The organism is Blastomonas sp. (genome assembly GCF_041747255.1).
In the GTDB taxonomy this organism is placed as follows: Bacteria; Pseudomonadota; Alphaproteobacteria; order Sphingomonadales; family Sphingomonadaceae; genus Blastomonas.
This window is the reverse complement of record NZ_JBGTFM010000069.1, coordinates 1-12,265: the sequence shown is the minus strand read 5'-3', so window position 1 is coordinate 12,265 and position 12,265 is coordinate 1. Positions and strand designations below refer to the sequence as shown.

The 12,265-nt window shown below is 59.4% G+C and carries 16 protein-coding genes; 7 read left to right on the top strand and 9 right to left on the bottom strand.

Translation table 11 applies throughout. The features are described 5' to 3' along the window. Positions 1-392 precede the first annotated feature (392 nt). On the top strand, positions 393-1,244 hold the full coding sequence (locus ACEW8G_RS02635) for a universal stress protein (protein ID WP_373486894.1): 852 nt from the start codon (positions 393-395) through the stop codon (positions 1,242-1,244). A gap of 361 nt (positions 1,245-1,605) precedes the next feature. On the opposite strand, the gene ACEW8G_RS02630 is transcribed toward ACEW8G_RS02635, so the two are convergent. The 3 genes from ACEW8G_RS02630 to ACEW8G_RS02620 form a co-directional block, all read right to left on the bottom strand. Next, positions 1,606-1,863, bottom strand: a complete 258-nt coding sequence (locus ACEW8G_RS02630; protein WP_373486893.1) for a hypothetical protein — start codon at positions 1,861-1,863, stop codon at positions 1,606-1,608. 91 nt (positions 1,864-1,954) lie between these two features. Further along, a complete protein-coding gene (locus ACEW8G_RS02625) occupies positions 1,955-2,329 on the bottom strand; it encodes a hypothetical protein (protein WP_373486892.1) in 375 nt (124 codons plus the stop codon). Next, complete coding sequence (locus tag ACEW8G_RS02620) at positions 2,319-3,098, bottom strand: HNH endonuclease (RefSeq protein ID WP_373486891.1); 780 nt, start codon at positions 3,096-3,098, stop codon at positions 2,319-2,321. The genes ACEW8G_RS02625 and ACEW8G_RS02620 overlap by 11 nt, the downstream gene beginning before the upstream one ends. Before the next feature lie 60 nt (positions 3,099-3,158). Between ACEW8G_RS02620 and ACEW8G_RS02615 the strand changes: the two genes are divergently transcribed. Next, entirely contained in the window at positions 3,159-4,364 is a 1,206-nt protein-coding gene (locus ACEW8G_RS02615; protein ID WP_373486890.1) for a type II restriction endonuclease, read from the top strand. Between the two features lie 98 nt (positions 4,365-4,462). After that, complete coding sequence (locus ACEW8G_RS02610) at positions 4,463-4,885, top strand: hypothetical protein (RefSeq protein ID WP_373486889.1); 423 nt, start codon at positions 4,463-4,465, stop codon at positions 4,883-4,885. An 85-nt stretch (positions 4,886-4,970) separates the two neighbouring features. Here ACEW8G_RS02610 and glnA read toward each other — a convergent pair whose 3' ends face one another. Both glnA and ACEW8G_RS02600 read right to left on the bottom strand, forming a co-directional pair. After that, the gene (glnA, locus tag ACEW8G_RS02605) at positions 4,971-6,389 is read right to left on the bottom strand and encodes a type I glutamate--ammonia ligase (RefSeq protein WP_373486888.1); all 1,419 of its coding nucleotides are present in this window, start codon (positions 6,387-6,389) and stop codon (positions 4,971-4,973) included. A 119-nt stretch (positions 6,390-6,508) separates the two neighbouring features. Continuing rightward, the gene (locus tag ACEW8G_RS02600; RefSeq protein ID WP_373486887.1) at positions 6,509-6,847 is read right to left on the bottom strand and encodes a P-II family nitrogen regulator; all 339 of its coding nucleotides are present in this window, start codon (positions 6,845-6,847) and stop codon (positions 6,509-6,511) included. A 371-nt stretch (positions 6,848-7,218) separates the two neighbouring features. Here ACEW8G_RS02600 and ACEW8G_RS02595 point away from each other — a divergent pair, with 371 nt between their 5' ends. Together ACEW8G_RS02595 and ACEW8G_RS02590 are read left to right on the top strand one after the other, a co-directional pair. Beyond that, a complete protein-coding gene (locus ACEW8G_RS02595; protein ID WP_373486886.1) occupies positions 7,219-7,509 on the top strand; it encodes a type II toxin-antitoxin system ParD family antitoxin in 291 nt (96 codons plus the stop codon). Beyond that, positions 7,506-7,817, top strand: a complete 312-nt coding sequence (locus ACEW8G_RS02590; RefSeq protein WP_373486885.1) for a type II toxin-antitoxin system RelE/ParE family toxin — start codon at positions 7,506-7,508, stop codon at positions 7,815-7,817. The genes ACEW8G_RS02595 and ACEW8G_RS02590 overlap by 4 nt, the downstream gene beginning before the upstream one ends. 5 nt (positions 7,818-7,822) lie before the next feature. Here ACEW8G_RS02590 and map read toward each other — a convergent pair whose 3' ends face one another. After that, a complete protein-coding gene (map, locus tag ACEW8G_RS02585; protein WP_373486884.1) occupies positions 7,823-8,647 on the bottom strand; it encodes a type I methionyl aminopeptidase in 825 nt (274 codons plus the stop codon). Between the two features lie 99 nt (positions 8,648-8,746). Here map and ACEW8G_RS02580 point away from each other — a divergent pair, with 99 nt between their 5' ends. After that, a complete protein-coding gene (locus tag ACEW8G_RS02580; RefSeq protein ID WP_373486883.1) occupies positions 8,747-8,974 on the top strand; it encodes a type II toxin-antitoxin system Phd/YefM family antitoxin in 228 nt (75 codons plus the stop codon). Continuing rightward, positions 8,971-9,363, top strand: coding sequence for a type II toxin-antitoxin system VapC family toxin (locus tag ACEW8G_RS02575; protein WP_373486882.1), 393 nt, complete (start codon positions 8,971-8,973; stop codon positions 9,361-9,363). Before ACEW8G_RS02580 ends, ACEW8G_RS02575 begins: the two co-directional genes overlap by 4 nt. 27 nt (positions 9,364-9,390) lie before the next feature. On the opposite strand, the gene ACEW8G_RS02570 is transcribed toward ACEW8G_RS02575, so the two are convergent. The 3 genes from ACEW8G_RS02570 to zapE form a co-directional block, all read right to left on the bottom strand. Next, positions 9,391-10,311, bottom strand: a complete 921-nt coding sequence (locus tag ACEW8G_RS02570; RefSeq protein ID WP_373486881.1) for an alpha/beta hydrolase — start codon at positions 10,309-10,311, stop codon at positions 9,391-9,393. Positions 10,312-10,486: 175 nt separating this feature from the next. Beyond that, positions 10,487-10,927, bottom strand: coding sequence for a CHRD domain-containing protein (locus tag ACEW8G_RS02565; protein WP_373486880.1), 441 nt, complete (start codon positions 10,925-10,927; stop codon positions 10,487-10,489). Positions 10,928-11,214: 287 nt separating this feature from the next. Then, positions 11,215-12,265 (bottom strand): cell division protein ZapE (zapE, locus tag ACEW8G_RS02560; protein ID WP_373486879.1); only part of this gene is annotated, 1,051 nt, incomplete at its 5' end.

The following is a 12,265-nucleotide window of genomic DNA, read 5'->3' as shown; positions in this document are numbered from 1 at the left end:
GCCCAGGCCTATGCCGCAGCGATGGCCGCGCGCGGCGTCAGCGTCGAGACCTTGGTCCACGGCCCGGAAGGCCATGTCGAGCTGATCGCGCCCACCAGCCGCAGCTGGGCCGCGCAGAAGGCCCTGATCGTGAGCCTGCTGAAGGCCGACTGACGGTGCCACCGCCCCGCCACCTGGCCACGCTTTCTCGCGCCCCAACGCAACACACGGTTGATCACCCGGTGCGGTCTGTGACAGTGTAGCCTCATCGCCGTCAGGAACGCTTGGGAGAGGCATGAACGCACCGCAACCGCAGAGACAGCCCCCGTCAACAGCCCCGCGCCTATAGCTGACAGCCAGACCCCTCTCCCACGCACGAGCCCATCTGCACGACCCCCCGAAGGAGACGCCCCATGAACCGCTTGCTCGCCTGCCTCGACATCTCGCAATACTCGCAGACCGTCTGCGAACACGCCGGCTGGGCAGCGACGCGGCTGGGGGCATCGGTGGAACTGCTCCACGTCATCCAGCGCAAGGACGAGATCGCCGCGCAGCAGGACCTGAGCGGCACCATCGGGCTTGGCAACCGCCCCTCGCTGATGGCCGAGATCGTTGCGCTCAAGGTCGCCGAGGGCAAGCTCGCCGGGCAGCAGGGCGAACTCCTGCTGCAGGCCGCGGCAGAGCAGCTGCGCGCGCGCGGCGTCACCGAGATCGAGACCACCCAGCGCGAAGGCGGCATCGTCGAGACGATCATCGACCGCGAGGCGTTTGCCTCGATGGTGGTCATCGGCAAGCGCGGCGCGCAGGCCGACTTCGCTAAGGGCCATCTGGGCAGCAAGGTCGAACGCGTCGTGCGCCAGTCCAACAAGCCGGTGATGGTCTGCACCCGCGTGTTCAAGACCCCGCAGCGCGTCGCCATCGCCTTTGACGGCGGCAACTCCAGCCGCAAGGCGATCGAGTATGCCGCCACCTCGCCGCTGTTCGCCGATGTCGACATCGACATCGTGCTGGTCGGATCTTACACCGACAAGCACACCGCGCAGCTTGACTGGGCGCAATCGCAGTTCACCGGCAAGGCCGGGGTCAAGGCCATCCAGCGCGAGGGCAACCCCGATGCCGTGCTGCAACAGGTCGCCAAGGAACGCGGCATCGACCTGTTCGTGATGGGTGCCTATGGCCACAGCCCCCTGCGCAACATGCTGGTGGGCAGCACCACGACCCAGATGATCCGCTCGGGCCAGATGTCAGTGCTGCTGTTCCGCTAGGACGCGGTTACCGACACTCTCCTTTCTCCGGTCGGCCCAACCCCGCCCTATCCGCATCCCGGCGACACGCCGGAGTCCAGGGGCGAGATGGCGCACCACGACCCCTGGATTCCGGCGTGTCGCCGGAACACGGGGGAGGGTGTCATGCCCGCTGGACACAGTTGACACGGTTTACACTGTTCAAAGGGTAAAAAACCTCCGCTCGTTTGGGATGAAAACGCCCCCCTGTTAACAATCCGTCCGATGACCGGCGCGGCAGCGTCGGCGTGATGGCATGGTAATGGTAAGGGTGAGGGCAACATGCGCGCAGCATAACCCGCAGCGGGGTGTGTAGGAAAATGGTTATTGGCGTGTGGTATGGTTATGCCGCCAGTTTAAGCCGCTCTAATTCCTGAGCAAATTCAAAACGCAGTTGATTGGCTTCGTCATCGGGTAGCCAGTTTGCCATTTGCGGAAAGACAATCTGCCACATGCGCGCCTTGCGTTCTGTCCACGGCATGCGGTCGGCTGCCTTGGCGGTTTCGAGCAGGGCGAGCAGCTTTTCGCGCACCCGGTTCGGGTCGGGGATGATGTCGGGCGCACTGGGATGTGGAATCAGGTTCTCGGCATCGCCGAACAAGCTATGCTGCCGGTCAACCGGATTGCCAAAAAGATCACTCATCGCTTGCCGCTTCGCCTTCCTCGACCGGTGCCGGAAAACCCAGTTCCACTCATACAAAATTGGGCGATATTTCTGGCTTCCACGAGTCAACGGCATTGAATGCATCGAATAGTTTTTCAGCGTTCATTATGATGTCACGCTCTGTCGCTTGAAAATCCGATGACATCGTCCTGAAACCGTCAAACTCGTGCCAAGCATGATCTTCAGAAGTTGGGCCGCCCCCAAACTCGAACAGCTTTTCAGCTAGGGGTGGGATACCGACCTGCTCTGCAACAAAAAATTCTTCTGATTCCATTTTGGTTTGAATTGCGTTCCGTTGTCGTATCGTTAGCCCGCCATTTAAAAATACACGACCCTCGATTTTGTAGTTAGCAGCATCACGATAGCGATATTCAAAAACAAGCTTGGGGCTTTTATGCGTCAACGAACTGCTCCTTATTATGCCACGCCAGCAATGAAGGATCAGGATCAAACCTACTGCCCATTTTGATTTTCTTGCCTTGATATGGACTAAAGTAGGAACGTGTTTCAGCCCTTGACGAATCCAGTAGTTGGCGAGATATTTTGACAAGTCCATCTGTCGACACGGTTAGCAAGCCACGGTCGAATGCGCGGTCAAATGTTGCGGAAAGTGAAAGGCCATTGGCCGGGTTATGCCGATTTCCGACATCGGATCGCCACGGAACGATATGGCTGGCGTTCAACAAACGATGATCATCGATTCCGGTGATGCAGCAGCATATCTCGAAATTTGCTATTACTGCTCGCCTAAAAAATCCTTGGCCCAATCGTTGGTCCGAGAAGCGTTGAACCGACGTTAGACCGTTCCCTCTGGTCCACTCAAAATCTGTTATCGTTTCTTTTACTAGAGGTAGACCACTCTCGTTATGGTCGCTCTGCATGAGTCTTTCAGCCTCGACAACTAGTGAGGTCCAATCTTTTTGGAAGCGAGCAAATACTTCACGATCTTGCTTCGACGCTCCGCCCAACCCCCTGCGCCCGCTATCCGTTATCTTTGGATCTAAACTAGCGAAGTTCGCTAATTTCATAGCGACGGATGAGTGTGTTCGACCAATTCTGTCCGCTAAACGCTGGATTTCCACATTTCCCGAATGCAGCTGACCAAACGGTAGCTGAAAGTACAGGTATAAAGCTAAAATAGTCTCTTCTTCAGACCATTTCTTGGATTGCATAGCCATTGCCTTACGAGATTGCCTTGAAGAAGAACATATCATGAATTTATTGAAAGGCGAATGAGATTTTTCCGTTGTTTCGGCTGGAAATGGGGCTGGCGTTCCCAGTCCGTTGTCCAAGTGACCCGCTCAAGGGTTCTACTTCGCATTCTTGGCCAGCAGACCAGAAACGCCCCTCGCGGCGGCACGGACGCCCGCTTCGATGCAACCTATATTTGGCTTGGTGCAGAGCAGGAAGCGCTGTCTGACGAAGGAAAGCTGTCATGGTATGACAGTCGTGCCAATGACCCGAAACGGTCAGCAGAATGGCGGCTCTATTATCAAAGCAATAGCGTCACAGAATTGATGCAGCCGGGTGACACTCTTTTTGTCGCCCGCCGCCCCGATGACCGTTTGTTGTTTATTGTTACGCCAGACGGCACCACGATCCAAAGCCAGTTGCTCTGGCTGTTCGGAATGTCTGAACAGCCAGGCTTGCAATTCGAGCAGCGTGAGTTGACACCCGACACAAGCGGTGAACTGGACTTTGCCGCGCGTTATATTCTCGATGAACTCGGCATTGATGCGGATGAGCCGGAAGCTGATCTACTGGATGGGTTGATCGCACCATTTGGCCTCAAATTTCCGACCACGCGCGTGTTCTCCGATCTTGCGCGATCATCCCTGCCAGACATTTCTGCGCGCGAAGCACCCGATGTTGCTCTCATGGCGTGGATGGAGCGAGAGGAATTGCTGTTCCGACGACTGGAACGGCGCATCATCACTGAACGGATCGCATGTGGCTTTCTGGTTGATGGGGATGCTGACGTTGACGGATTTTTTGGCTTCTCGCTAAGCCTGCAAAACCGTCGCAAGGCGCGGGCCGGTCAAGCGCTGGAAAACCATCTGGAAGCGCTCTTCCTAGCCAACGGTATCCGGTATGCACGTGGGGCAGAAACCGAAAACAAGAACAAGCCGGATTTCCTTTTTCCCGGTCAGGCCGAGTATCTTGACGAGGAGTTTGCACCTGAACGGTTGACGATGCTGGGGGCAAAGTCGTCTTTGAAGGACCGTTGGCGGCAAGTGCTTTCGGAAGCCATTCGTATCCCGGAAAAGCACCTGTTGACGTTTGCACCGGGCATATCGGAAAACCAGACGAACGAGATGCGCGCCAAAAATCTGCAACTGGTCATCCCGCGCGGTCTGCACGCAACCTATCGCCCTGCACAACAGGCTTGGCTTATGGATGTTACCGATTTTGTCAGCCTGGTTGCGAGCCGTCAGTAGCTGGCAATTGCCCGCCAGCCCCACACTTATCTCCGCCCCCAACGGAACGGAATCACCGCCTCCCGCGTCAATGTGGAAAGATAACGCAAGGACGTGATATGACGATCAACAATCCCAAAAGCTGGTCAATCGGTGCTGCGCTGGTCGCTGCGACAGTGGTTGGCGGTTGTGCCGGTGCTAATTATGGTGATCCGCGCTACAGCAATTACAGCCAGTATGACTACAACCGCCCTGATCCGTCATACGGCAACTATTATGCTGATCGTTATTATGTCGACAACCGCCGTTATCGCGAGCGGCGTCTGAACAACAACGACCGCGTGTATCGCGGGCAGGATGGTCGCTATTACTGCCGCCGTCGGGATGGCACGACCGGGCTGATCGTCGGCGGGATCGCGGGCGGTGTGCTGGGCAACATCATCGCGCCGGGCGGGTCGAACACGATCGGTTCAATCCTTGGCGCGGCCGGCGGCGCGATTGCGGGCCGGGCGATCGATCGCAACGGGGCGCGTTGCCGCTAAGCGCGAAGCCGCCACTTATCGCATCAAAAAAGGCGCCCCGGATCTGTCCCGAGGCGCCTTTTTGCTGGCTACAGTTGTCGCGCCGTTACCAGCTGTAATACATGTCGAACTCGACCGGGCTGGGGGTTGTTTCCCAGCGGCTGACCTCGGCCCATTTCATCTCGATATAGGCATCGATCTGGTCCTTGAGGAACACATCGCCCTTGAGCAGGAAGTCGTGATCGGCGATCAGCGAGTCGAGTGCTTCGCGCAACGATGCGCAGACCGTGGGCACTTCCTTCAGCTCTTCGGGCGGCAGATCGTAGAGGTTCTTGTCCATCGCCTCGCCGGGATGGATCTTGTTCTGGATGCCGTCGAGACCCGCCATCAGCAGCGCCGAATAGCACAGATACGGGTTGGCCATCGCATCTGGGAAGCGGAATTCGACGCGCTTGGCCTTTTCGCCGGTGCCATAAGGAATGCGGCATGAGGCAGAGCGGTTGCGGCTGGAATAGGCCAGCAGCACCGGCGCCTCAAAGCCCGGCACCAGCCTTTTGTAGCTGTTGGTGGTGGGGTTGGTGAAGGCGTTGAGCGCCTTGGCGTGCTTGATGACGCCGCCGATGAAATACAGGCACATGTCTGACAGGCCCGCATAGCCGTTGCCCGCGAACAGCGGCTTGCCGTCCTTCCAGATCGAGATGTGGGTGTGCATGCCCGATCCGTTGTCGTTCTTGATCGGCTTGGGCATGAAGGTCGCGGTTTTGCCATAGGCCTGCGCCACCATGTGGACGACGTACTTGTAGATCTGCATCCGGTCGGCGGTGGTGGTGAGCGTGCCGAAGGTCAGGCCGAGCTCGTGCTGCGCGGCGGCGACCTCGTGGTGGTGCTTGTCGCACGGCAGGCCCATTTCAAGCATGGTGCTGACCATCTCGGCGCGGATGTCGACCACGCTGTCAACCGGCGCCACCGGGAAGTAGCCGCCCTTGGCTCGCGGACGGTGGCCAAGGTTGCCGCTTTCGTAAGCACGGCCCGAGTTGGTGGGCAGCTCGACATCGTCGATGGCGAACATCGATCCGGCATAGCCGTCTTCAAAGCGGACATCGTCGAACATGAAGAACTCGGCTTCGGGGCCGACATAGACGGTGTCGCCAATGCCGGTCGACTGCAGATAGGCCTCGGCGCGCTTGGCGGTGCTGCGCGGATCGCGGGCATACAGCTCGCCGGTGCCGGGCTCGACAATGTCGCAGAACAGGATCAGCATCGGATCGGCCGAAAACGGATCGATATAGGCCGCGTCCATGTCAGGCCGCAGGATCATGTCGGATTCGTTGATCGCCTTCCAGCCCTCGATCGACGATCCGTCGAACATCAGCCCGTCTTCAAGCTCATCCTCGCCGATCACACCCGCGCACATCGTCAGGTGCTGCCACTTGCCCTTGGGATCGGTGAAGCGGACATCGACCCACTCGATGTCGTTGTCCTTGATCAGCTCAAGAATATCCTTGGCGGTCTTTGCTTTTGACATTGTGCTTTTCCCTCTTTGTGTCTGAACCCGGCGCAACGCCCGGCCCCCCGTTATGGAACTGTTGGCTTGGCTGTGTGGCCCCCGTAGCGGCCTCTCCCGGATGGTGCGCGCGTCCTTCGTCAGATCGCGTCGTTGTCGCGCTCACCCGTGCGGATCCGCAGCGCGGATTCCACCGGGATCACGAAAATCTTGCCGTCGCCGATGCGGCCGGTCTGCGCCGCCGCCGCGATCGCCTCGACCACCCGGTCCGCGAGCGTATCATCGACCACGATTTCAAGCTTCACCTTGGGCAGAAAATCGACGATATATTCCGCGCCGCGATACAGCTCGGTATGGCCCTTCTGCCGACCGAAGCCCTTGGCCTCGGTCACCGTGATGCCCGATACGCCGACTTCGTGCAGCGCTTCCTTCACCTCGTCGAGCTTGAAGGGCTTGATGATCGCTTCGATCTTTTTCATGGCGGTTTCTGGTCATCCTCATGTGCCGACACGTCACCCCGGCGGGGGCGTTGCCCTGTTTTGCCTAGCGGGCAGGGCGGGGAAACCTGCAGCGCCAAAGCCATATCTGGTGGAGGACTTCCTGCGGCCAGCAGCGCTGCCCGGCGAATCCTCCTGCATGCTTCCCAAACAATTAACGTGCCAAGACGCAAACTGCCACAATTGCTTGGCAAAGATGCAATTTTATTGCGGGGCTATGATGGAAATGCGGGCAAGGGAGCCCCTCGCTGCCCATTAATTGGGCAGGCAGCGGCTTCGACGCGGGGCTTGTTCGGGGGTGATCGGGTAGTATATAATCATACCTGACACCCTGGCTGACATGGAACCGCGCGATGGAAAAGACGAGCATCACCCTGACCGACACGCATCACCGCCTGTTGCACGCGGCGGTTGCAGCCGGCGAATACGCCAGCGTGAGCGAGGCGATCCGCGATGCCTTGCGCGACTGGGAGAGCCAAAGGCGGCTACGTGAGGCCGAGCTTGAGGATTTGCGCCGGGAAATACAAAAGGGCATCGACGATATTGAGGCAGGGCGTGTGGTGGCGTGGGATGCTGAGGCCTTCAAGGCGAGAGGTCGGGTACGTCTGGAAGCGAGGAGGAAGGTATCACCCGCCGCAAAATGACCGTCATCGTCACGCGCGCCGCCGCGCAGGACATTGATGATGCTTATGATTATGTGTCCGAACACGATCCTGCCGCAGCAGACCGGCAGACAGATCGCTTTGAAGCGCTTTTTGCGAAGCTGGCTGAAATGCCAGGTATTGGATCGCCACGAGACGAATTTCAGGCAGGACTACGGAGCCGAGGCGTCGGCCGTTACGTGATTAATTACAAAGTAATTGGAGACGATTTGCTGATCGTTCGAGTCGTTCACGGTGCCCGTAATCACGCTGCGCTGTTCGACACGACAGATGACGCTGCTAACGTGTAACAGCCTCAATAAGGCGGGCGATCCAGCCCCGCCGGGCTCTTCGTGAAAATCTCGCAGCCGCTCTCGGTGATGCCGATCGAGTGTTCGAACTGGGCCGAGAGCGACCGGTCACGGGTCACCGCCGTCCAGCCGTCGTCGAGCATCTTGACCGCCGGTTTGCCGATGTTGATCATCGGCTCGATGGTAAAGAACATGCCGGGTTTCAGCTCAGGCCCGGTGCCGGGGCGACCGGCGTGGACAACTTCCGGCGCATCGTGGAACAGGCGGCCAAGGCCATGGCCGCAAAAATCGCGGACCACGCCATAGCGGTGCTTTTCGGCATGGCGCTGGATGGCGTGCGCGACATCGCCCATCGTGTTGCCGGGCCGCGCCTGTTCGATGCCGAGCATCAGGCATTCGTAGGTGACATCGATCAGCCGCCGCGCCTTCACGCCAACGTCGCCGATCAGGAACATGCGGCTGGTGTCGCCGTGCCAGCCATCGAGAATGGGGGTGACATCGACATTGATGATGTCGCCATCCTTGAGCTTGCGATCCGCCGGAATGCCGTGGCACACGACATGGTTGATCGAGGTGCAACAGCTGTGGGTGAAGCCGCGATAGCCGAGCGTTGCCGGTATGCCGCCGCCCGCCAGAATCAGTTCGCGCGCCTTTGCGTCAATCTCCGCCGTGGTCACGCCTTCGGTGACAAAACCGGTGAGCGCATCGAGCACGGACGCGGCGAGCTGCCCCGCCTTGCGCATGCCATCAAAGCCCTCTGGCCCGTGCAGCTTGATGGTGCCATCGCGCACAGGCGTTTCGGCGTCGGACAGGTTGACATACTGGTTCATAACGATCCCATATAAGCGGTCTGTCGCAGTTTTGCGACCCGTGATGCAATCGGACTTAGTCCATTGACTTAGTCCAGTCAATGGACTAAGTGGGTAATCATGACCAGTATCGTCAATGTCCACGACGCCAAGACCCATTTTTCCAAGCTGCTCGATCGCGCGCATGCAGGCGAGGAGATCATCCTCGCCAAGGCTGGCAAGCCCTACGCACGGCTGGTGCCGCTCGAAAAGCCCAAGGTGGAGCGCAAGCCGGGGCGGCTCAAATACACATTGCCCGACAGCTTCTTTGATCCCTTGCCGGAGGAAGAACTGCGGGCCTGGGAGTGAGTGGCTACATTCTTGATACGCACGCGCTGATCTGGTGGTGGACCGATGATCCGATGCTACCATTCGAATTGCGCGACATCATCCTGGCGGATGAGACGATAATTGGCCTGAGCGCGGCATCCGCGTGGGAAATCGCCACCAAATGCCGGATTGGCAAACTTCCCGGCGGCCAGCCGCTTGTCGACAATTTTGAGGATTGGCGCGAGGCCGACGATTTCTTCTCTTTGCCGGTCACGGTCGACCACGGCCTGCTCGCAGGCTCCCTCCCCGGCGACCACCGCGACCCCTTCGACCGGATGATCGCGGCGCAGGCGATCATCGAAGACCTGACCGTCATCACCCGCGACCCGGCGCTGGCGGCGCTGGGGTGCAGGGTGGTGTGGGAATAGGGTGGGTAGAGGCTGGGGATCGTCGTTTCACTGACGCTGGGACGGCACACCACTCTGGTCGGCGGTCACATCCCGTGCGAACGTTATGACATCGTTCAGCACCGGGGCTCGTCCGCGAAAAGGCTGTGCCAACGCGGTCACGATCCCAACATGGCCGACTTTGGGGTAGATCTTCACCCGCGCATCAACGCCTGCGGCGCGCAGCAGGCTCGCAAGTCTATCGCTGTTGCGAGGATAAACCGTCGTGTCGCGAGCGCCATGGAGCAGCAGCGCCGGCGGGTCTCCTGATGAAGCAAAAGTGATTGGTTGGGTGCTCTTTAAATCCTGCGCCTGACCAAATGCCTTGATCGTCACCGCAGTATCCAGCGGCAGAAAATCATACGGACCCGCCAATCCCACCAGCCCGCGCAGCGCTTGCCGATCTTCGCCCAGCCAGCGATCGTCCAACGCCAGCATAGCCGCGTTATAGGCCCCTGCCGAATGGCCGACGAGCACAATGCGGTCAGGGTCTCCGCCAAGGCGCTCAGCATTTGCGCGAACCCAGCGCACAGCCGCCGCCGAGTCTTCGAGAAAGGCGGGGAAGCGAATTTCCGGAACCAGGCGATAATCGGGAACCGCCACCAGAAAACCTGCATCAGCAAAGGCACGTGCGACAAACGCGTAACCTTTCCGGTCCCCATCTTGCCAGGAGCCGCCGTAAAAGAAGACGATGATCGGCAAGCTTGATTGCCCATCACGCCAGGTCTTTGGCCGATAGAGATCGACCTGCTGACGGGGGTGTGCGCCATATGCGGCGCCTCTCTCCACCGCGACAACGCCTCGGTCCTGGGGGACGACGGCATTGAATGTGCGCAAAGGGGAGCAGGAAGCAAGCATCACGGTTAGCATGAGAACTGTGAGAGTCTTCAAAACAGCACCCCCCGGTCCATGCGTGTCTGGTGACCACATCTAATCACTACAACGCAACATGTCCGCCCGATTAGCACAAGAACGCTGCGCAAGCGAACATGGTTGAATAGCGCGTCTGATGAACGCAGCCGCAAAGCGGGTCCGCCGCTGACCGGCGAACCCGCTTTTTTGATGCGTCGCAATGGACCATGACGTGCAATGCAGACGGCTGGCGTTATCGGCTCAATTGCCCACGAACTGCGCCCGCCGGAAATTCGCTGTTATGGACATTGACATAGTAATCGCTTGGGTTGCGAATGATCTCCTGAGCGAGCTTGCGGTCAACTTTGACGCAGGTTTCGTTCATTGTGCCGGTGAATTTCAGATCTACAACTATTGGCCCTGCTTCGCCTGCGGGAGCCTCGTGGATGTGGGCCGCGCTGGCGGGCTGGATATCGCTGACGCTAAGGGTATAGCAAAGTTGCTGTTGCCCGGGATTGATCCGGACCATCGCAGTCCCTGATCCGTCCGGATCACCTGGGCCGGGCACTTCCGATGCACCATCCAAGGTGACGTTAAACCGCTTGCCAGTAGACTCCTGTGCGACAAGAGCCGTCGATCCGAGCATGGTGGCGGCTGCAGCCAGTGCCAGTGCCGAATGGAACTTCATCATCATTCTCCTTCACCCATCGCCAGAAACCTTGGATAGGTCACTTGAAAAGCGGATGCACTGTCTCAGCGCTGCACCCCCGCTTATGTTCCGCAATTGGTCGTGAATTCTGGTCCGCTCGCGGAGACCCCGTCTCGCGCATATGCCGAAACAGGGCACCATTTGGTTCAGGTAAGACACGGAAACGACGGCATTTATGTCGTTAAATGAGCGCACACCGAGTTGGCAGCTGTCCAGCGCTCAGGTGCAAACTGCCGATGTTGCACCCACGCACCCCTGTCGCGCATCCCCCATCACTCCCCGCCGCTGCGCACCCCGTGCCCGAGCGCGAGATAGCTGTCCGACTGCATTTCCATCAGCCGCGAGATCGTGCGGTCGAATTCGAAGCGGCCGTCGCCGCTGGCGTAGAGGTCGCCGGGGGGAGCGTCGGCGGAGGCGATCAGCTTGACCTTCATTTCGTACAGCGCATCGATGAAGGTCACAAAGCGCGCCGCCTCGTTGCGATTTTCCGGGCCGAGCTGCGGAATGCCGACCAGAAACACGGTGTGATAGCGCCGCGCGATCGCCAGATAATCGGGCGCGCCGCGCGGCTCGCCGCACAGCTTCTTGAACGAGAATACCGCGACGCCTTTCAGCGATTTGGGCACATGGATAGTGCGCCCGCCGCTGATCTCGACCTCGGCGCTCGGCACATGCTTGGCATCGTCGGGCGGATAGTCGGTCATGCGGAAGAAGGCATCGCGCAAGCTTGCGGTGGCCTGTGCTCCATTGGGCACGTGCCAGATATCGGTGCCGCTCAGCCGTTCGAGCCGGTAATCGGTCGGCCCGTTCAACGACTGCACATCGAGCCGCGCCTTGATCAGCGCGATGAACGGCAGGAAGTGTTCGCGGTTGAGGCCATCCTTGTAAAGATCGTCAGGCGGGCGGTTGGAGGTCGCCACCACGGTGACCCCGGTTTCGATGATCGCGGTGAACAGTCGCGACATGATCATGGCGTCAGCGCTGTTGTTGACCACCATCTCGTCGAAGGCGATTAGCCGGTAGTTGTCGGTGAACTGGCGCGCAACCGGCGGGATGGGGTCGCCCTGCATCTTGTCGCGCTCCTTGCGCAGCCGTGCGTGGATATCCTGCATGAATTCGTGGAAATGGACGCGGACCTTGCGGTTGATGTCAACCGAATCATAAAACAGGTCCATCAGCATCGATTTGCCGCGTCCGACCCCGCCAAACATATACAGGCCGCGGATCGGCTCCTGCCTGGGCTGCACCGCCATCAGCCGCCACAGCAGGCTGCCGCGCGGCGGCACCGCCTCAAGCGCATCCTGCATCGCCTGCAGCCGGACC

Bases quoted from the DNA above. Each gene is read 5' to 3' on its own strand.
- ACEW8G_RS02635 (WP_373486894.1), top strand. From the start codon at position 393: ATGAACCGCTTGCTCGCCTGCCTCGACATCTCGCAATACTCGCAGACC.
- ACEW8G_RS02620 (WP_373486891.1), bottom strand. From the start codon at position 3,098: ATGCAATCCAAGAAATGGTCTGAAGAAGAGACTATTTTAGCTTTATAC.
- ACEW8G_RS02615 (WP_373486890.1), top strand. From the start codon at position 3,159: ATGAGATTTTTCCGTTGTTTCGGCTGGAAATGGGGCTGGCGTTCCCAG.
- ACEW8G_RS02610 (WP_373486889.1), top strand. From the start codon at position 4,463: ATGACGATCAACAATCCCAAAAGCTGGTCAATCGGTGCTGCGCTGGTC.
- glnA (WP_373486888.1), bottom strand. From the start codon at position 6,389: ATGTCAAAAGCAAAGACCGCCAAGGATATTCTTGAGCTGATCAAGGAC.
- ACEW8G_RS02600 (WP_373486887.1), bottom strand. From the start codon at position 6,847: ATGAAAAAGATCGAAGCGATCATCAAGCCCTTCAAGCTCGACGAGGTG.
- ACEW8G_RS02595 (WP_373486886.1), top strand. From the start codon at position 7,219: ATGGAAAAGACGAGCATCACCCTGACCGACACGCATCACCGCCTGTTG.
- ACEW8G_RS02590 (WP_373486885.1), top strand. From the start codon at position 7,506: ATGACCGTCATCGTCACGCGCGCCGCCGCGCAGGACATTGATGATGCT.
- map (WP_373486884.1), bottom strand. From the start codon at position 8,647: ATGAACCAGTATGTCAACCTGTCCGACGCCGAAACGCCTGTGCGCGAT.
- ACEW8G_RS02580 (WP_373486883.1), top strand. From the start codon at position 8,747: ATGACCAGTATCGTCAATGTCCACGACGCCAAGACCCATTTTTCCAAG.
- ACEW8G_RS02570 (WP_373486881.1), bottom strand. From the start codon at position 10,311: ATGTGGTCACCAGACACGCATGGACCGGGGGGTGCTGTTTTGAAGACT.
- ACEW8G_RS02565 (WP_373486880.1), bottom strand. From the start codon at position 10,927: ATGATGATGAAGTTCCATTCGGCACTGGCACTGGCTGCAGCCGCCACC.